12 protein-coding genes are annotated in these 18573 nt (G+C 72.8%); all 12 read right to left on the bottom strand.

Going from position 1 to position 18573, the window contains the following annotated elements:
• Positions 1-95: 95 nt before the first annotated feature.
• On the bottom strand, positions 96-2315 hold the full coding sequence (locus ACMA1D_RS03495; protein WP_414722359.1) for an anthranilate synthase component I: 2220 nt from the start codon (positions 2313-2315) through the stop codon (positions 96-98).
• Between the two features lie 57 nt (positions 2316-2372).
• Entirely contained in the window at positions 2373-4028 is a 1656-nt protein-coding gene (locus ACMA1D_RS03490; RefSeq protein ID WP_414722358.1) for an FAD-dependent monooxygenase, read from the bottom strand.
• A 5-nt stretch (positions 4029-4033) separates the two neighbouring features.
• Positions 4034-6049, bottom strand: a complete 2016-nt coding sequence (locus ACMA1D_RS03485) for an AMP-binding protein (protein WP_414722357.1) — start codon at positions 6047-6049, stop codon at positions 4034-4036.
• Entirely contained in the window at positions 6049-6324 is a 276-nt protein-coding gene (locus ACMA1D_RS03480; protein WP_414722356.1) for a phosphopantetheine-binding protein, read from the bottom strand. Before ACMA1D_RS03480 ends, ACMA1D_RS03485 begins: the two co-directional genes overlap by 1 nt.
• A 169-nt stretch (positions 6325-6493) precedes the next feature.
• The gene (locus ACMA1D_RS03475; RefSeq protein ID WP_414722355.1) at positions 6494-8725 is read right to left on the bottom strand and encodes an MMPL family transporter; all 2232 of its coding nucleotides are present in this window, start codon (positions 8723-8725) and stop codon (positions 6494-6496) included.
• Between the two features lie 72 nt (positions 8726-8797).
• On the bottom strand, positions 8798-9784 hold the full coding sequence (locus tag ACMA1D_RS03470; RefSeq protein WP_414722354.1) for a transglutaminase domain-containing protein: 987 nt from the start codon (positions 9782-9784) through the stop codon (positions 8798-8800).
• A 35-nt stretch (positions 9785-9819) separates the two neighbouring features.
• Positions 9820-11370 carry an AMP-binding protein gene (locus tag ACMA1D_RS03465; protein ID WP_414722353.1) on the bottom strand — a complete coding sequence of 517 codons (1551 nt, stop codon included), beginning with the start codon at positions 11368-11370 and terminating at the stop codon, positions 9820-9822.
• Positions 11367-11654 carry a phosphopantetheine-binding protein gene (locus ACMA1D_RS03460; protein ID WP_349991413.1) on the bottom strand — a complete coding sequence of 96 codons (288 nt, stop codon included), beginning with the start codon at positions 11652-11654 and terminating at the stop codon, positions 11367-11369. Before ACMA1D_RS03460 ends, ACMA1D_RS03465 begins: the two co-directional genes overlap by 4 nt.
• 91 nt (positions 11655-11745) lie before the next feature.
• A complete protein-coding gene (locus tag ACMA1D_RS03455) occupies positions 11746-12909 on the bottom strand; it encodes an SDR family oxidoreductase (protein WP_414722352.1) in 1164 nt (387 codons plus the stop codon).
• Between the two features lie 192 nt (positions 12910-13101).
• On the bottom strand, positions 13102-13971 hold the full coding sequence (locus ACMA1D_RS03450) for an alpha/beta fold hydrolase (RefSeq protein WP_414722351.1): 870 nt from the start codon (positions 13969-13971) through the stop codon (positions 13102-13104).
• 218 nt (positions 13972-14189) lie between these two features.
• Positions 14190-14372 carry a hypothetical protein gene (locus tag ACMA1D_RS03445; protein ID WP_414722350.1) on the bottom strand — a complete coding sequence of 61 codons (183 nt, stop codon included), beginning with the start codon at positions 14370-14372 and terminating at the stop codon, positions 14190-14192.
• A 184-nt stretch (positions 14373-14556) separates the two neighbouring features.
• Positions 14557-16743, bottom strand: a complete 2187-nt coding sequence (locus ACMA1D_RS03440; RefSeq protein WP_414722349.1) for a BTAD domain-containing putative transcriptional regulator — start codon at positions 16741-16743, stop codon at positions 14557-14559.
• Positions 16744-18573: the final 1830 nt, after the last annotated feature.

Genomic DNA, 18573 nt, shown 5'->3' with positions numbered 1-18573 from the left:
GCCTGGCGGGGCGAGCGCGGCGCGGTGTGGGGGCCGTACGGGGCGTCGTACGGGGATTCGTGGGCGGCGCATCGCGTGCGGGCCGTGGGGGTGGGTCATCGGCCGGCCCGTTGCGGGGTGCGGCGCATCAGGTGGGTGACCGCGTTGGCGATGACGGCGCGGCCGGTGTGGCCGGCGACGGACAGGATCGACTCCGGGTGGAACTGCACGGCGGCGAAGCCCCGTTCGGGCGCCTCCACCGCCATCGCCACCCGGCCCTCCTCGGTGGTCGCGGTGACCTTCAACTGCTCGGGCAGCCACTCGGGCACGGCGTACAGCGAGTGGTAGCGGCCGGCTTCGAAGGCCGGCGGCAGGCCGTCCAGGAGGAGCGAGTCGGTGGTGGTGCGCAGGATGCGCGAGCGCTTGCCGTGCACCGGTGTGGGCAGCGTGGCCAGTTGGCCGCCGAAGTACTCGACCAGGCCCTGGAGCCCCAGGCAGACGCCGAAGGCGGGGATGCCGAGCCGCTCGGCCTCGGCGAGCGTGGCGGCGGTGGCGAAGTCGGCCGGGGCGCCGGGGCCCGGCGAGAGCACCACCAGGTCGGGCCGCCGCTCGGCGAGCAGCGGCAGGTGCCCCCCGCTGCGGTAGGTCTCCACCTGGGCACCGGTCTCCCGGAAGTAGCCGGCCAGGCAGTGCACGAACGAGTCGCGGTGGTCGACGATGAGGACGCGGTGCCCCTCCCCCGGCGCCTGGCGCACGTGCGGCCTGGCCGCCGGCCGGTCGACGCTGTCGGCGAGCACGTCGAGCAGCACCTTCGCCTTGAGCTCGGTCTCCTGCTCCTCGTCCTCGGGCCGCGAGTCGTGCAGCAGCGTGGCGCCCACCCGTACGGTGGCCACCCCGTCCCGCACCTCGATGGTGCGCAGCGTCAGCACCGTGTCCAGGCCGCCGTCGAAGCCGACCCGGCCGACGGCGCCGCCGTACCAGCGGCGCGGCGAGCGCTCGTGCCGCTCGATGAACTCGACCGCGGCCAGCTTGGGCGCCCCGGTGACGGTGACCGCCCACAGGTGGGTGGCCAGCGCGTCCAACGCGTCCAGACCAGGCCGCAGTTCGCCCTCCACGTGGTCGACGGTGTGGATGAGGCTGGAGTACATCTCGATGCGGCGCCTGGCGGTGACCCGTACGGTGCCGGGGACGCACACCCGGTACTTGTCGCCCCGGTCCACGTCGGTGCACATGGTGAGCTCGTTCTCGTCCTTGGCCGAGTTGAGCAGCGTCCTGATGTGCTCGGCGTCCTCCAGGGCGTTGCCGCCGCGCCGGATGGTGCCGCTGATCGGCGCCGACTCCACGAGCGTGCGGGTGCCTTCGGTGCCGATGGTGTGGCGGACCCGCACGAAGGTCTCCGGCGACGCGCCGACCAGGAACTCCCCGTCGGCCAGGTTCATCAGCAGGCTGCGGGGCGCCGGGTGGCGGTGCCGCAGCCGGCGGAAGAGCTGGGCCGGGGTGGCGCTGACCGAGCGGTGGAAGACCTGCCCGGGCACGGCCTCGAAGAGCGCGCCGGAGCGGAACAGCGGCATGGCCGCGTCCACCACCCTGGCGTACTCGCCCACCTCCAGGTCCCGCTCCCTGGCCGGCGGCCGGCCGGGCGCGAACGGGCAGGCGGGGGTGGTGCGCTCCAGCCCTTCGGTGCTGCCGGCCGGGGTGCGGAACTCGTAGTGGTGGCGGACCGCCTCGTCGCTGTGCAGGTCGAGTTCGTACAGCGCGTCCGGCAGGTGCAGCACCAGGTCACGGTCGCCCGGGGTACGCCGCTGGTGCTGTTCCATCGGGTCGACCTGGAAGATCAGGTCGTAGCCGAACGCGCCGTACAGGCCGAGCAGCGGATCGGGGCCGGCCAGCGCGTCGACCAGGGCCCGCACCGCGGCGAACACGCCGACCTGCCGGGTGCGGTCCTCCTCGGCGAACAGGCCGCCGGGCGGCGCGCCCACCACCCGCACCCGGTCCCGGTCCTGGCTGAGGTCGGTGAGTGAGGGCACGCAGCCGAGCCGGGCGCCGAGCACCGGCAGCAGCAGCCGGCCGCGCGGTCCCAGCGCCCGGAAGGTGACCTCGGCGCCGGACGCGGTGACCTCGACGGGCGGGTCGAGGTAGCCGACCGCCCGGTCGCCGTCCCGGAACTGGAGCAGCCCGCGGCGGTGGCACAGCGCGTCTTCGAGCACCGTGCGGGTGGCCGCCGCACTGCCGACGTACTCGGTGGTGCGGACGACCTCCACGCCGGCGGGCGTGGTCCACCGGACGGTCTCCGCGCCCTGGGCGGCGGATGACCCGGCGGTCTCCAGCAGGGTCATCTCCCCGCTCCTTTCAAGGCCGGGATGCCGCTGCGGCATCCCGATTCGGTCACCGGTTCACGCGGTCGCGGTCCACACGAAGTCCGCGCGGGCCGCCTGCACGTGGGTCCAGCCCTGGCTGAGTTCGGCCGGCGGGCACACGTACGCGGTGGGGGTGCCGGTGACGGCGCGGACCCGCTCGCTCAGTGCCATCTGGGCGGCGCGGTTGTCGGCCGCGTCGCCGCCGCCGGGGGCGACCGCGACCACGTCGACGTCCACGTCACGCACCAGGGCGGCCACCGCGGCGACGGCCGCTGCCACCGGCTCCTCGGCGGGCGCGGTGGCCCGCACCAGCATCCCGACCCGTACGCCGGGCACCGCGGCGCGCCAGGCCGCGACCTGCTGCGCCAGCGCGTCGGGGGCCGGCAGGGCGTGGTCGGCGCCGTCCGGTTCGAGCACCACGGTGGTGACCTGGTGCGGCGCAGCCGCCGGCGCGTCGGTCGCGGCGACCAGCAGGACGTCTTCGGGCCCTGCCGGGTCGCCCGCGGCGACCAGTGCCGGCACCGGCCCGGCCGGCTTGGCGGTCCAGTCGTGGCCGCAGCGCTCGGCGAGCCCCTTGTCGAGCCGGAGCAGCAGGTCGGCCGGCGACTGGCCGCTGCGGCTGAGCAGCCGCAGCATCAGCGTGCCCACGTCGAGGCCCGCGTGGTCCTCCTGCCGCTCCCACATCCGCCGGCTGGCCCAGGCGGCCCGCTGGATGCCCTCGACGATGGGCCTGCGGGCCTTCTCGTACGCGGCGAGCGCCGGCTCGACGGGGCTGCCGGCCTCGGCCGCCGCGTGCAGGCAGCGGGCGAGTTCGGCGGCGTCCTCCAGGGCCATGGTGGTGCCGGAGCCGACGGAGAAGTGGGCGGTGTGCACGGCGTCGCCGATGCCCACGAGCCGCCCGTGTGACCAGCGGTCGGCGTCGATGTGCGAGAACGTCAGCCAGCGCGAGCCGTTGCCGATCAGCCTGGCGCCCGCCAGGTCGTCGGCGAAGACCTTGGCGCAGTACTCCATGGCCTGCTCGTCGTTCCAGCCCGGTGGCTGGGTGTGCCCGTCGGTGAAGCCGCCGGCGGCGAAGGTCTCGGCGCTGATCTCCACCAGGAAGGTCGACTTGTCGGCGGTGTAGGGGTAGACGTGCGCGCCGACCGGGCCGTGCCCGCCGTCGGCGAACAGGAAGGTCATGGCGTCGAAGGCGCGTTCCACGCCGAACCAGGCGTACCGGCTGGCGCCGGTGACCTGCCGGGCGCCCCACTGGTCGCGGTGGGCGGCGCGGGTGCGGCTGCCGGCGCCGTCGGCCGCCACCACCACGTCGTAGCGGTCCAGCAGGTCGGTGGCGTCGACCTCGGTGTTGTGGTGCAGCCGGGCGCCGGAGGAGCGGGCCAACTCCTGGAGGCTGAGCAGCAGGGCGCGCCGCTCGACGGCGGCGAAGCCGTGCCCCGAGGAGCGGACGCCGCGGCCGTCGCGCCGCACCTCCACGTCGTCCCAGCGGGCGCCCTGGTCGAGCAGGGCGGCGACCACGTCGGGCGCGGCCTGCCGCAGCCGGGCCAGGCTGAGCCGGGAGAAGACCACGCCGAAGCCGAACGTGGCGTCGGCGGGGCTGCGTTCGTAGACGTCGACCTCGTGGTTGCCGTAGCGGCGCAGCAGGAGGGCGAGCATCAGCCCGCCGGGTCCGGCGCCCACGCATGCAACGCGCATCGTCCTCATACCCCCTTGGCCGGGGCGGCGGGCGGCACGTCCGCGCCGCCGGCCCCGTTCGTGTGTGGTGCGGCGCCGCCCGTCGGGGCGCCGTCGGTGCTGGGCGCGGCCGGTTGGCCGGCCGCCGGCTGGTCCGTGGCCGGCCGGCCCGGCTGCGGCTGGTCCGCCGGTGGCTCGTCCGCCCGCGGGTGGTCCGACTGCGGGTGATCCGACTGCGGATGGTCCGGGCCCGACCGGTCTGTGTTCGGCTGATCTGTGGTCGGTCGGGAAGGGGCCGCGGGCGGCTGGTCGGCCGGTGCCTGGTCCGTACGCGCCGCTTGATCCGTACGCGACTGGCTCGTACGCGGCTGGCCCGGGCCCGGCTGGTCCGTACCCGGCGGATCGGTGGCCGGTCGGTCAGCGGGCGGGACGGAACCGGCCGGCGGCGCGGGGTCGGCCAGCGGCGCGGGGTCGGCCGGGAAGTCAGTCGGTGGGGCGGTCGGCCGGTCGGCCGGCAGGCCGGTCCGGGGGGCGGTCTGCCCGCCCGCCAGTTGTGCGCGCAGGACCCGCCGCAGCACCTTGCCGGCCGTGCTGCGCGGGATCTCGGGCACGAAGACGATGCGCACCGGCCGCTTGTAGCTGGCGAGTTCGGCCACGCACGCGGTGAGCAGCGGGGCGGCCTGCGGATCGGGTTCCGTGGCCGCGACGAAGGCCACCGGCACCTCGCCCCACTCCGCGGACGGCGCGCCGACCACGGCCACGTCGCGCACCCCGGGCTGGGCCGCGAGCACCCGCTCGACCTCGGCCGGGTAGACGTTCTGGCCGCCCCTGATGAGCACGTCGCCGAGCCGGTCGACGAGGTAGAGGAAGCCGTCCGGGTCCGCGTACGCGACGTCGCCGGTGTGCAGCCAGCCGTCCCGGACGACCTCGGCGGTCGCGGCCTCGTTGCGCCAGTAGCCGACCATCCGCCCGTCGCCGCGCACGCACAGCTCGCCGATCTCGCCGGGCGGCACCCGGTGGCCGGCGCGATCGTGGATCTCGATGTGGCAGCCGGGCAGCATCCGGCCGGCCGAGCGCAGCCGCAGCTCGTCCGCCCCGTCCGCGCCGCCGTTCAGATGGGCGGGTTCGAAGAGCATGGTGGCGATCGGGCCGCCGCCCTCGGTGATGCCGTAGATGCTGCGCAGCGGGCACGGGAAGCGCTCAAGCGCCTCGTGCAGCACCTCGTCCGGCATCGGCGCCCCGCCGAACATCACATCGGTCAGGCTGGACAGGTCGGTGGTCTCGAACGCCCTGGTGCGCAGCGCGAAGCGGACCATCGCCGGCACCAGGAAGGCGCGGGTGGCGCGGTGCGCGGCCACGTCGGCCAGGAACCGCTGCGGCGCGAACTCCCGCTCCAGTACGAGGGTGCCGCCGGCGGCGAGCACGGCGAGGCCGATGACCATGCTGCCGTGGAACAGCGGGCACGGGTTGACCATCACGTCGTGCGGCCCGAGGCCGAGTTCGGCGGCCATGCCGGTGTAGCAGGCGGAGATCGAACGGTGGGTGACGGTGACGCCCTTGGCCAGCCCCGTGGTGGCCGAGGTGTGCAGGATCGCGTACACGTCGTCCTGCCGGGGCAGCGCCAGCAGTCGGGCCGGGCCGCTGGCCATCGCCTCGTACGCGGGCGAGCCGAGCGCGACCCGCCAGCCGGTGCCGAACGCGTCCCCGAGCCGGTCGAGCACGGCCTGTTCGGCGAAGACGCCGATCGGCTCGACGTTGCCGATCACGTGCGCGACCTCGGGCGCGGGGAAGGTGTGGTTGACCGGGCAGACGATGACGCCCGCCTTGCCCGCGGCGAGGTAGAGCTCAAGCACCTCGGCGCGGTTGGGCGAGCTGACCACGATCCGCTCGCCGCGCCGCACGCCTCGGTCGAGCAGCGCGCTGGCCAACGCGTCGGTCCGCGCGTCCAGTTCGCGCCAGCTCAGCGCGCGCTCGCCGGCGACCACGGCCAGTGCGTCGGGGCGTTGCTGCCGGTGCCGCCGGACGAGGTGGGCCGTCCACATCAGCCGGTCTCCCCGCCGGGGGCCAGCGGGGCACCGGCGACGGCCCGGGCGGTGAGCACCCGGTCGATGCCGTCCAGCGTGTGCAGCTCGGCCAACTCCTCGTCCGCCAGCGGTTCGCCGGTGCGGTCCTCGATGGCCAGGGCCAGCCGGATCAGGTCGCCGGAGTTCAGGCCGGCCGCCGTCAGGTCCGCGTCGCGGCCGACGGAGTCGAGCAGTTCCGGCAGGTCGATGAATTCGAGCAGCAGTCGATGACCCGGCGTGAGCTGGTCGGTCACGGCTTTCCCCTCGTGGTGTGCGGTGGTGCGGGCGGTGCGGGTGATGGGTGGTGGGTGGGTGCGCGGCGGCGGTGGGGCGGTGGGCGCCGGCGTACGCCGATGCGGGCAGCGGGGCCCGTGGGTCATGGCTGGACCTCGCCGCCGCTCGGGCACGCGCTGGCGCTGCGGTTTAGCTGCCGACGTCCGACGTGGGGGACGCCGCGGCCCGGGCCGGGGCGGCCTCGCCGCCCTCCTTGAGCCCGAAGCGCTGGTGCAGGCTGGCCAGCGGGCCTGGGGCCCACCAGTTCCACTTGCCGGCCAGGCGCATGAAGGCCGGCACGAGCACACCCCGCACCAGGGTCGCGTCCATGATCACGGCCAGCGCCATGCCGAGACCGAGGATCTTCATGTACGTGATGCCGGAGATGACGAAGGACAGGAAGACCGTCGCCACGAGCACGGCGGCAGCGGTGACGATGCCGCCGGTGCGCTCCAGGCCGAGCGCCACGGAGCGGGTGTTGTCGCCGGTGGCGTCGTACTCCTCCTTGATCCGCGAGAGCAGGAAGACCTCGTAGTCCATGGAGAGGCCGAACGCCACGCAGAACATCATGATCGGCGTGGTGGCCACGATGCCGCCGGTGACCGTGAAGTCACCCACCAGCCACTGCAAATGCCCTTCCTGGAAGATCCAGACCATGGCGCCGAAGGTGGCGGTCAGGCTGAGCAGGTTGAGCACCAGCGCCTTGATGGGCACCAGGACGCTGCCGGTCAGCAGGAACAGCAGGACGAAGGTGGAGACGGCGATCAGCGCGATGCTGTAGGGCAGCCGGTCCCCGAGCGAGTCCATGGTGTCGCGGAACGCGGGGCCGGCGCCGCCCACCTTGACGTCGAAGGGGGCACTGGCCGCGCGCACGTCGCGCACCACGTCCTGTCCCTCGTCGCTGTAGGAGCCGACGCTGGGCACCACCGACAGCCAAGTGCCGTCCTCGCCCGCGTACCGGGCCGATTCCTTGGTGGCCTGACTGACCTGGCGGCCCTCGACGTACGAGCCGGTCAGTGCGTCTACCCGGGCGACGTTGTCGAGTTGGGAGAGCACCGTGGCGTAGTCGCCGATCTCGGTCGTCTTGGCGCTCGGGTCGCCCAAGCCCTCGGCGACGACCATCACCGGCTCCATCTCGCGGGCCGTGTAGTCCTGCGAGAGCGCGGTGTTGACCCGGTGCGCCTCGGCGTCCTTCGGCAGGGCGCGCTCGTCGGCGAGGTTGAAGGCGATGCCGAGGAACGGGCCGCCGAGCACGAGAAGGACGACCACGACGCCGGAGGCGAACGGAATCGGGCGGCGCATCACCTTGGTGGCGACCTTGTGCCAGAAGCCGTCCTCGACGGACTTGGTCCGCTGCTTGGTCCACGACCACTTGTTGATGCGCGACCCGATCACCGCGAGCAACGCCGGCAGCATCACCAGGGTGGAGAGCGCGGCGAAGGCGACGACGGCGATTCCGGCATAGGCGAAGGACCGCAGGAAGTACATGGGGAACAGCAGCAGGGCGGAGAGCGACAGAATGACGGTGATGGCCGAGTACAACACCGTACGACCGGCCGTCTTGATGCTCGTGGCGACGGCCTCCTCGACCGTTGCGCCCTTTCCGAGTTCTTCTCGGTACCGGCTGACCACAAAGAGGCTGTAGTCGATGCCGAGGCCGAGACCGAGCCCCGTCGTCATATTCATCGCGAACACCGAAACGTCGGTGAACGAGACGAGGACCTGCAACACCAACATCGCACCGATGATGGACACAATTCCCAGGGCGAGCGGCAACAGCGCTGCGATGACGCCGCGGAATATGAGAATCAGCAGGATCAGGGTAATGGGCAGTGCGATGGTTTCGGCGAGGATCAGGTCGTCCTGCGTTTGGACGTTCAACTCCCGGTACGCCTCAGCCCGGCCGCCGAAGAGGACGTCAAGCCCTGCGGCGCCGTCCTCGTAGTGCGGGAGCAGCTTCTCCAGGTGGTCCTCCACCTCGTCCTCGTCGCCCTCCAGGTGGGCCAGGACGAGTGCGGAGTCGGATTTCTCGCTGCGCAGCGAGGGGTCCTTGCCCAGCGTCCAGTAGGAGCCGGCCGATTGGACACCGGGCTCGTCGCTGAGCTTCTTGGTGAGCTCGGCGCCCTTGCGCGCGGTCTCCGCTTGGTCGGCGCCCTTGGGGGTCTTCACCAGCAGCACCAGGTTGGGCTCGCCGGTGCCGAAGCGGTCGGTCAGCGCCTTGCTCGCCTTGGTCGATTCCGCGTCCGGCACCTCGTAGCCGCCCGAGGAGAGCTTGCTGGAAACGCTGCCGCCTAACCCTCCGGCGACCACGCAGAAAAGCAGGCACAGAATCAGCACCAGCTTTCTGCGTCCGGTCGCCAGCGCCGCCAGCTTGTTGAACATCGGATCCTCCAGTGTGGAGCTTTCGGAACCGGCCGATTCGGTTCCGGCGAGGGTGTGTCGGCAATGATCAGATCAGTCGGCCAGTGGCAGCGGGCGGCAATCGACCAGAATTCGCTCACCATTGGCAGAGACGTGATCGGCCAGTGACTCCTCGGCCGTCCGGTCCCAGGCGAGCACCCGGTTGTGGATGGAGCCGCGGCAGAAGTCGGCGAACTCCGGAGCGGTGTTGCGCTGGCGCCCGCCGAGGTAGGCCAGGACCGGGTCGAGCACCAGCCAGCGGCCCTCCTCATACACCTCGATCCAGGCGTGCTCGACGCCGATCAGGCCGAGCAGGAAGCCCTTGCGGGTACGGGCGCGGAGCCCGGCTTCCTGGGCGCGCTGGTGCATCAGCCAGGCCGAGACGACGCAGTCGGCCATCCGGTGCCCGAGCGCCGCGCGCGGCTGGGCCCGCAGCGAGGCGGGAATCCAGCCGTACTGGTAGACGCCGGTGGCCAGCTCGTCCAGGAGCTGGTCGTGGATCTCGCGCACGGCGTCGGTGCGCGGGCTGTCCACGGTGCCGCGGGTGGTCAGACGGGCCTCGGCGGTGCCGGGCCCGTCGATGTCGGGCTGCCAGTCGAGGAGTTCGCCGCCGAGCACCTTGGGGGCCGGCGGCAGGGGGGCGACCACCGTGCCGGGGGCGCCTTCGACGGAGGCGGTCAGCCGCACCCGCCAGTTGCGCGCCGCCGTCCAACTCTCCGGCTTGCCGGCGGCCAGCCGCATGCAGGAGCGCTCGCCGAGTTCGGCCACCGACCGCCCGGTGCCGGACTGGAGGCCCAGGTTCATCACGTCGTGGTAGTCGAACCGCAGGCCCTGCGCCGTCTCCTCGGCCGGCAGCCCGGCCGCAACCAGCAGCTCCACCAGGTGCTCGTCACAGCCGAGTTGGTGGGCCGCCTCGGACACGCCGAGCGCGGAGACCCGGTGCTCGGCGGGGACCGGGATCATCTTCTCCACGCCGCGCTTCATGGCGGTCAGCCGCGAGGCCAGCGGGTCGCCCGCCGCGTTCCGGTGGTCGGTGGTCATCTTTCCTGGCTCCTTTGGTGCACGTGTGGTGCGCTTTACCGTTCCGCGAGCCCGGCCAGCTCACCGGCGGCGAGCCGGCGCGCGACCTCAAGCCGCTTGACCTTCCAGGTGGCGGTGTGCGGGATGGCGTCCCAGGTGCAGTGCACCGGGTCCGCCAGCGGCGGCAGTTCCTTGGTGGCGTTCGCCCAGGCGACGGGGTCCAGCGGCAGGTCGCCCCGGGTGCACACCAGCGGCACCGGCAGCCCGTCATCGACCGGGATCAGCACGGCCTCGGTGAGCTGCGGGACGTTCTCCAGGATGTGGTCCTCGGCGGCCAGCAGGCTGTCCACGCCCGAGCCTCGGTCCACCAGCCGGTCGTACAGGTGCAGACAGCCCTTCTTGCTGATCAGGCCGTAGTCGCCCATCGCCCACCAGCCGTTCTGCCGCTGGTCGGGGTAGCCGATGTAGCTGGGCGTGATGCCGCCGGAGCGGGCGTAGATCGCGCCGGGGGTCTCCTTGCCGAGCCGGGTGGTGCCGTCCTCGTCGAAGATGCGGATCTTGGTGTGTCCGATGACCGGCTTGCCCACGCAGCGGCCGTCCTCGCAGCCGCCGCCGAGCTTGTGCAGCTTGACGGTGACCGGTCCGGTCTCCGACTGGCCGTACGCCTGGAGGTAGCGGGCCTTGGGCTTGGCGACGCGCAGCAGGGTGTTGATGGTCCGCGGGTGCGCGGCGTCGAAGGAGCTGAGGAACATCCGTACGCCGGCGAAGAGTTCCGGCTTCTCCTCGGCCACCTCCTCCCAGCGGATGAAGACGTTGGGCACGGTTTCCAGGAGGCCGGGGCGGACCCGGGCCATCATGGCAGCGGCGTTGGCCGGCGCGGGGTCGACCATGAAGCCGAGCGGGACGCCGAGGGCGAGGATGGCGAGCATCCCGGACATGCTGCGGGCGTGCACCGGCGACAGGCACATCAGCAGCGGGTCCTTCACCCGCAGCACCCGACCGATCATGACCTGCGGCTTGGCGTGCCCGGCGAAGCTGGCCACCGAGTGCACCACCAGCTTGGGCACGCCGGTGGTGCCGGAGCTGTGCGTGACGAGTTCGGGCGAGTCCTGCGGCGGGACGGTCGGCGCGGGCAGCGCGGTCGGCGACAGCTCGCCGAGCGAGCGGCCGTGCGCGCCCGCGGCCCCCACGTACCAGCGCGGCGCGAGGTCGGCCGGCACCTCGTCCAGGGTGCCCGCGGCCTCGGTCGTGGCGTCGGTGAGGATCGCGACGGGCTCGGCGGTACGGGCCAGGGAACCCAGCGACGCGGTGCCGACCGCGTCGTGCACCAGGACCGGTACGGCGCCGATCCGGGCGCACGCGAAGGCGAGCAGCGGCACGTCGAAGTTGGGCTGCTTGACGATGACGACCCGGCCGCCGGCGGCGACGCCGGCCGCGGCGAGCAGTCCGGCGGCCTCGTCCACCCGGTCCCGGAAGTCCACGAAGCTGAGCTCGGTGCCGGCCGCCGGGAACAGGTCGAGCGGGCGGTCCAGGTAGAGGGCGGCGCCGGGGTGGCGGCGGGCGGCCTCGGCGGGCGCGGTGGCCAGCGCCATGGTGCGGCGGCTCATTGGTCGGCCCCTTCGCGGACGGCCGCCCGGGTGTCGGGCTCGGCCGCGATGTGTGCGACGAGGTTGTCGAACGAGGAGACGGCGTCGACCGAGTCGAGCAGGTCCCACTCGACGCCGAAGTGCTCGTCGATCGCGTCGAGCAGGCGCATGAAACCGGTGGACGTCAGGCCGAGGTTCCACAGCGGCACCGTGCGGGCGCCCGGCTCGTCCAGCGGTACGGCGCCACCGACGATGTCCTCCAGCAGGGTGCGCAGCTTCTCCGCCACGGCTTCCGGGCTGTGCATTGGGTCCTCCAATTCGCTGCCCGCATGTGCTGGCAGGCTCGGGTGATACGGGGTGTGGGGGGGGGGGGTGCGGGGTCGCGACCGCCGCGGCTCAGGCCACGCGCAGGCGCTCGGCCAACGGCGGGACGACGCGGCCGAGCGCAGCGCTCTCGTCGAAGCCGCGCTGCTGGCGCAGGAAGTAGAGGACGTACTCGGCCAGGTCCTCGATGCCCATCGGGGCACGGGAGGCGTCCGCGCCGCACACCGCGTCGGTGTGGGTCAGGTCGAACGCCTTGCTGTTCTTCATGTGCGGCCGGTAGAAGTCCATGCCCTTGTCGAAGATCTCGTCGACGGGCGAGAAGCCGGTGGTGTCCGAGGCCCAGACGGGGCTGGGCAGGCCGACCAGGTCCATGACCGTGGTGATGATGTCGCTGGTCGTCGGCTGCTCGGAGTTGGCCAGGTGGAAGAAGGTCTCCGGGGAGTCGGAGAGCGCGATGGAGACCGCGTTGCGGGCGACCATGTCCACGGGGACGAAGTTCAGCCGGGACTGCGGGTCGGCCAGCAGCCGCACCTGCGTGTCGGGCAGCATCTCGACGCCGAGCCGGCGGCCCGCGATCCGCTTGAAGAGCAGCACCTGCCGGGCGAAGCCGTACATGCCGGACCAGTTGATGCCGTGCCGGGTGACGCTGTGTCCGATGACGATGCTGGGGCGCAGCACCCGGATGCGCATCCGGTCGGCGGCTTCCAGGACCAGCGCCTCGGCCTGGATCTTGGAGCGCTCGTAGCTGTTGTTGGCCACCTCGGTGTCGGTGGCGCGCTCCTCGTAGATCAGGCCGCGCCGGGCGCCGGCCACGTACGAGGTGCTGACGTAGTTGAAGGTGCTGGCGCCGAGGTCCTGGGCGAGTTGCAGGATGTTGCGGGTGCCGCCGATGTTCTGCGCCTCGATCTCCTCGCGGTACTCCTCCTCGTACCGCAGCGAGGCCGCGCAGTGCCACAGCTCGTCGACCTTGGGCGCGGTGGTGAGGTCCACGCCGCCGCCGGGCACGGTCATGTCGCCGCAGATGGCCCGGGTGCGCTCCTCGATGGCGGGCACCAGGTCGGGGCGGCCGTAGCCTTCGGCCAGGCCGGTCAGCGCCTCGTGCAGACGCTTGAGTGCTACCTCGTCGTCACTGCCGCGGACCATGGCGTAGATGACGCCCTCGGTGCGCTCCAGCAGTTCCAGGACCACGGTACCGCCGACGAAGCCGGTGGCACCGGTCAGCAGACGGATCGTCATGAGTACTACTCCCAGGGGGTTTTGACAGCTCAGGCAGCCCGCTCGTGACGGCGGTGACTGTCGGTTCGGTCGCGGTGGTGCGGCGGGGGGAGCGGGCCGCGCCCGGGGCACGCGGGTCAGGGGTGGTGCCCCGGTGCGCGCCGGGCGGCCGGGCGGGCGGTGGGTGCCGGCCCGCTCCCCGCCGGTTGCGAATCAGCCCTGCTGGTCGGCCGCCACCAGTTCGCGCAGGAAGGCGCCGGTGGCCTTCTGGAAGCCGTCCGGGTCGTCGAAGAAGGGCACGTGACCGGCGCGGGCCAGGGTCACGGCGCGCGAGTTGGGGATGCGGGCCAGTGCGTCCTCGACGACCGACTCGCTCCAGGAGAAGTCGCCGTCGCCGAGGATCAGCAGGGTCGGCGCGGTGAGCTGGCCCAGCAGCTCCGGGTTGTCGTCCAGTTCGAGGGAGGCGAGGAAGTTCTCCTTGATGCCCTCGACGGTGAACAGCGAGGCGAAGCTGTCGCGCAGCGCCAGGAAGGCGGGCAGCCCGCCGCCGTTGATGGTCTGGTCGCAGAAGGACATGGCGTACAGGTGGTTGAAGAACTGCGGGATGCCGCCGGAGTCCAGGCTCGCCACCCAGGAGCGGGTGACGAGTTGGCGGCGCAGCCCGCCGTTGGGCGAGAACGCGGGGCCGACGAGCACCAGGCCGGCGACGCGCTCGGGGTACTTCAGCGCGAAGTCGCGCACGATCAGGGTGGAGATGGAGGTGCCGATCAGGTACGTCTTGTCGACGCCGAGGTGGTCGAGGAGGGCCTTGAGGTCCTCGACGTGGTCGACGAAGCGGACCTTGTCCGGCCCCGGCTTGGAGTTGCCCTGGTTGCGCAGGTCGTAGCTGATCAGCTTGAAGTCGTCTTCGAGCTGGGTGGTGAACCCGTGCCAGAACGGGCTGACCATGGCGAAGTTGTTGAGCATGGTGACCGCGGGGCCTTCACCGCGCACCTCGTACGTCAGTTCCACGCCGCCGTCGAGCGCCAGGGTCTCGTGGTCGGCGTACCGGACGTCGAGTTGCCCGAACTCCAGATCTGCCATGTTGGTCCGTCCTCTGTTGTCAGTGCACGAGTGCGCGGGTGCGTGGGGTGCGCCCGGTGGGGCCGGGCCGGGCCGCCGCAGGGCGGGGCCCGCCACGTCGGCTGCCGTACCGGCCGCCGGGTGTGGTGGGTCAGGTCGCGCCGTGCGTCCCGGGCCGTGCCGCGGCTGTGCCGGGCGGGGCCCAGGTCGCCTCGGGTCGCTCGGCCCTGGCGGGACCGCTAGCGGTGGGACTCCCGCCCACCGTGGGACGCGTCGAAACGGCCCCCGGCGGGCGCGGGGTCCACGGCGTCGTCGGTCACGCAGTGCACCTCGAAGCGACATCCACTGATGTCCCCGTGGCCCGCTGCGACGACCTCCACGTCAAGCCCTGCGGGCACGAGCGGCCATCCGCTGTGTCCCATGGGGCACCCCCTTTTCTGCCCCGCCCACTCCGGTGCGCGTGCCGCGTCGTTGCGGTTCTGCGCACGGCCGGCGGGCCGGGCACGTCGGAGCTGGTGTTCGAACGCTCCGGGAAAGATCCTGGTGGCCGGCGGCCAAGGCGCGTTCAAGGCGTGGAAAAGGGCCGTCGAACGGTTAGGGGTTGACTTACGCGGAGGTACCTGCGGCGGCCACCACGGCCCGGTCCCGCGCCCCGGGAAGCACGTGCAGCGCGGCCGTCGCCGGCTCGTGCACGGGCACCGATAGGCGGGTCAGAACGGGGATGCGGAACAGCGGGACGGCCTGTGCGCCGTCCGGGCACAGCTCCGCGACGCAGTGGTCGAGAAGCTGTCCGACCAGCATTTCCGCGGTCCAGGTGTCCACCCCGAGCACGGTGGCGGCCCGGGCGATGGTGAAGGGTTCGCCGCCGGCGGCCGAGAGCAGTGCGAGCGCCTGGTACGCGGTCTGGTCAAGGCGCGCGCAAGCCCCGGCAAGGCGGGCCACGACGTCGAACGATCCGCTGCGCAACTGGGCGATGCGGTGGTCTTCTTCGGCCAATCTGGTGGCGAGGTCGGTGACCGACCACATGGGCCGTGCGGCCAGCTTCTCGCCGGCTGCGCGCACCGCGAGCGGCAGGTTGCCGGTCAGCCGCACCACCTGGCGGGCGACGGCGGAGTCAGCGCCGACCCGGTCCCGGCCGGCCAGCGCGGCGAAGAGTTCGGCCGCCTCGTCGGTCTCCATCGGGCCGACTTCGACGGTGGCGGCGCCCGGCAGCCCCGGCAGCCGCACCCGGGAGGTGATCAGCACGGTGCATTCGGGCCCGCCGGGCAGCAGCGGGGTGATCTGGTCCGCGGAGGTGGCGTCGTCGAGGAGCACCAGCAGGCGCCGGCCCGCGCTCCAGTTGCGGAAGATGCGCGCGAGTTCGGCGGTTTCCCCTGGCAGGTCGGAGACCGGGTGCCCGAGGTCGCGCAGCAGGGCGCGCAGCACGCCGGCGGGCCGTACCGGCGCGTCGGCGTCGTCGTGCAGGCGCGCGTAGAGCTGCCCGTCGGGGAAGTGCTCGCGCAGGGCGTGCGCGGCGCGTACGGCGACCGCGGTCTTGCCGGTGCCGGCGCCGCCGAGCAGGGTCACCAGCCGGGGCGCGGTGCGGGCCGTACCGTCGGGTCTGGCCAGTGCGTCGAGGCGGGCGATGGCCGCCCGCCGGCCGGTGAAGTCGGCGGTGTCGGGCGGCAGTTGCGCGGGCGCCCGGTGGCTGGCGGCCGGGGTCTGCGGGAGCGGGGCGGCGTGGGGCGGGACGGTGTGGGGCGCCAGGGCCTGCTGCGGTACGAGGGGCGCGCCCGGCGTCGCGGGCGCGCCGGGTACGGCGGGCAGGCCGGGCATGGTGGGCGGGGCGGGTACGGCGGGCAGGCCCGGCGCGGCGGGGGTGCCCGTCCCGGCCAGCGGCGCCAGGGCGGGCTGCGCCGCCACGGGTGGCTGCTGCGCGGCGAGCGCGGCGGACTCGGGCCGCAGCGGCGGCTGGTCGCTCTCCAACGTCTCGTTGAGCACGTCCCACTGGAGTTTCTGGAGCCGCTCGGAGGGGTCGATGCCGAGGTCTTCGACGAGGTTGCGGCGCAGTCGGGTGAAGGCGTCGAGCGCCATGCTGCGCTGGTCGGCGCGGTAGGCGGCGCGCATCAACTGGGCGGTGAACTCCTCGTGCACCGGGTGCGCGGCGGTGAGCTGCCGCAGTTCGCCCAGCAGGCTGCGGTGCCGGCCGAGCTGCAACTCGGCCTCGATGCGCAGTTCGAGCGCGCTGATCCGGGCCTCGGAGATCTGGGTGATGCGGGCGGCGAGCACCGGCCCCGCCTCCAGGCCGGCGAACGGATCGCCGCGCCACAGCGCGAGCGCCGACCGCAAGGTGGCCACCACGCTCAGCGCGTCGCCCTTGCCGAGGGCCCGCCTGGCCTGGGTGACGCGCCGCTCGAACTCCCACAGGTCGAGCTCGTCCACCAGCAGGTTGATCCGGTAGCCGTTGGGGCAGGTCTCCAGCCGGTCGGTGGGCCCCGACGCGCTCTGGAGCGCGCGGCGCAGTTGGTAGACGTAGGTCTGTACGGTCTTGCGGGCCAGCCGGGGCGGTTCGTCCTCCCACAACTCTTCGATCAGCGCCGAGGTGGTCACCAGCCGGTTGGCGTGGATGAGCAGCACGGCCAGCGCGCGCCGGGCCATGGGCGCCGACGGCGTGCGGTTCTCGCCCCGCTCTCTGACCTCCATCGGGCCGAGCACCCCGATGCGCAGTGCCGATGCCTCGGTATCGAGCGGACTCGTACTGGGCAGCGCGCCGTCCTTCATGTTCTCCCCCGTGGTTGCGTTGTCATCGCGCATGGCTTTCCGACTGCGGCGAGCGGGGCGACCTGTCCCCGCGGCTCAGCGCGGCGGCGCCCGCCCGGCCCCGGTGGCGCGACGGGCGGCAAGGGAGGGTGCGGCGCTGAGCCCCGTGGCGCCGGACGTCTTCGCGCGCTCCGCCGCCGCCTCGCCACCCGGAGCACGCGGGGGGCGGATCATGCCCGCGCGCCCCGTCGGGGTGCGTTCCGCTAACCGCGGGCGGGCTGGCCGGGAGCTCATGGGGCCGACCGTACGGGGCGGGGGTGACGGCCGCAGGAGGGCAATCGAAATCGGGCCACTAGCAGGAATTTGCCGTTGCCCCGGACGGCCTTGCCATAAGAGTCGCAAGGCGCCTGGCAGAAATGCCGCCGGCGCTTCGCGGAGACGACCGCCGGGCCCTTGCACGGCGCGCGTCGGCCACCGTTCGGCGCGTGGGCCTTTTGGGGCATACGGGCCTGCTGCACGGCGGCACTTGGCGGCGCCGGGCGAGGGAGAAAGGGAGAATGGAGAACGGCGCACGCTCGGTGCGGCGACACGCATCTGCGGACCCTCCATGTCTCCTGCTGACGAGTCGATCTCCAGCGATCCCGGCACTTTCCTGACCAGTTGGATCGCGCCCGGTGCGTCGCGCCGGTGAATCATGGCATACGAGGCTGCCGGATTCCATGGCGTTTTCCGCCGCATGATCTTCCTTCGCGCCGGTCAACGCCGTGTTCATTGGCGGGACATACGGTTGCCACCCGAGTTCACCGACGGGTGTGAGGATCGGCACAGCGAACTGCGGCATATCCGACGCGCGAGCACGTCGAGCGGCGCGCAATTCACCACCTCCGACCGCCCGTACGCGGGCCCGGCCCCCACGTCTGACCAGGGCCCAGCCCGCCCGACGCGCGGCTACCGGCCGCCCCCGCGGCCGGCCGGTCAGCCCGCCCGACGAACCGTCCCCACCTGGCCGCACGTTGCCCCGGACCGCCCGGGGACAGTACGTCACCGGTCCCCGGCCGGTACCGCAGCGCACCACCAAAGGCCCGCGCCCGCCCCCCCGTACCGGCGTTGTCGACCCACACAACACGGAAAGCGAAAAACCGCCCCGAATGGGCCAGTACACCCCAGCCTGCTTATCACGGGTCGTCAATTATCGAAGATGCGGCCAGATCGGATCAGGGCAGGAGGGCGGGGGAAGCGCAACAGCGGCACATCGACCCGCCGAGCCGGCGTTTGGGTCCAGAGTTCTGCCATCGATTGCGTCAACCCCCTAAGCCCCCCTAAAGCAGCGGTGAAAGGTTCTCGATATTGCGCCCCACGGGCCGCAACACCCCGCACGGAAACAGTATTCCCCCATCTCGGCATTCATGGCACCGGTAGCGCGGTGCATCCCCCGCCATCGGTCACCCGCCCGGCGCCGGGCGGCGAACTCCAGGACACATCAACAGAGTTCACAGCGCATCCGAATACTGACTGGGTGTCACGTCAGGCCGTCCCGCATACCTCCGCGACTTTCCCGCTATACGCCAACGAGCATCCACGCGCCCGGCGCCGTCCGACGGTGTGCCACCACGCTACCGGCCCGCACTGACATCGGCCGTCGGGAATGACGGCCGCTGCCGGAAGAATGCCGTGGGAAATCCTGACGGAATGGCGACGGTCGCCGCACGGCAGCGGGGGGACTGGCACCGGCCCGCGCCACCCATCCCGCTCCGGTCACCCACGCCCCGCCCCCGACGCCGGCCATCGAACGCGCCGGCGCACGCCCCACCGAACGGCCGGCGGCCGACCCCCGCCCCACTCCGTTCCCGCCCCGCGCGCCGCCGCTCCGCCCTACGCGCCGCC

This window comes from Streptomyces sp. 796.1 (genome assembly GCF_047525675.1).
Lineage (GTDB): Bacteria > Actinomycetota > Actinomycetes > Streptomycetales > Streptomycetaceae > Streptomyces.
Note: the sequence above shows the minus strand (reverse complement) of the source record. Positions and strands in the feature narration are given on the sequence as shown.

Bases quoted from the DNA above. Each gene is read 5' to 3' on its own strand.
- ACMA1D_RS03485 (WP_414722357.1), bottom strand. From the start codon at position 6,049: ATGTGGACGGCCCACCTCGTCCGGCGGCACCGGCAGCAACGCCCCGAC.
- ACMA1D_RS03475 (WP_414722355.1), bottom strand. From the start codon at position 8,725: ATGTTCAACAAGCTGGCGGCGCTGGCGACCGGACGCAGAAAGCTGGTG.
- ACMA1D_RS03445 (WP_414722350.1), bottom strand. From the start codon at position 14,372: ATGGGACACAGCGGATGGCCGCTCGTGCCCGCAGGGCTTGACGTGGAG.
- ACMA1D_RS03470 (WP_414722354.1), bottom strand. From the start codon at position 9,784: ATGACCACCGACCACCGGAACGCGGCGGGCGACCCGCTGGCCTCGCGG.
- ACMA1D_RS03460 (WP_349991413.1), bottom strand. From the start codon at position 11,654: ATGCACAGCCCGGAAGCCGTGGCGGAGAAGCTGCGCACCCTGCTGGAG.
- ACMA1D_RS03490 (WP_414722358.1), bottom strand. From the start codon at position 4,028: ATGCGCGTTGCATGCGTGGGCGCCGGACCCGGCGGGCTGATGCTCGCC.
- ACMA1D_RS03455 (WP_414722352.1), bottom strand. From the start codon at position 12,909: ATGACGATCCGTCTGCTGACCGGTGCCACCGGCTTCGTCGGCGGTACC.
- ACMA1D_RS03465 (WP_414722353.1), bottom strand. From the start codon at position 11,370: ATGAGCCGCCGCACCATGGCGCTGGCCACCGCGCCCGCCGAGGCCGCC.
- ACMA1D_RS03440 (WP_414722349.1), bottom strand. From the start codon at position 16,743: ATGCGCGATGACAACGCAACCACGGGGGAGAACATGAAGGACGGCGCG.
- ACMA1D_RS03450 (WP_414722351.1), bottom strand. From the start codon at position 13,971: ATGGCAGATCTGGAGTTCGGGCAACTCGACGTCCGGTACGCCGACCAC.
- ACMA1D_RS03495 (WP_414722359.1), bottom strand. From the start codon at position 2,315: ATGACCCTGCTGGAGACCGCCGGGTCATCCGCCGCCCAGGGCGCGGAG.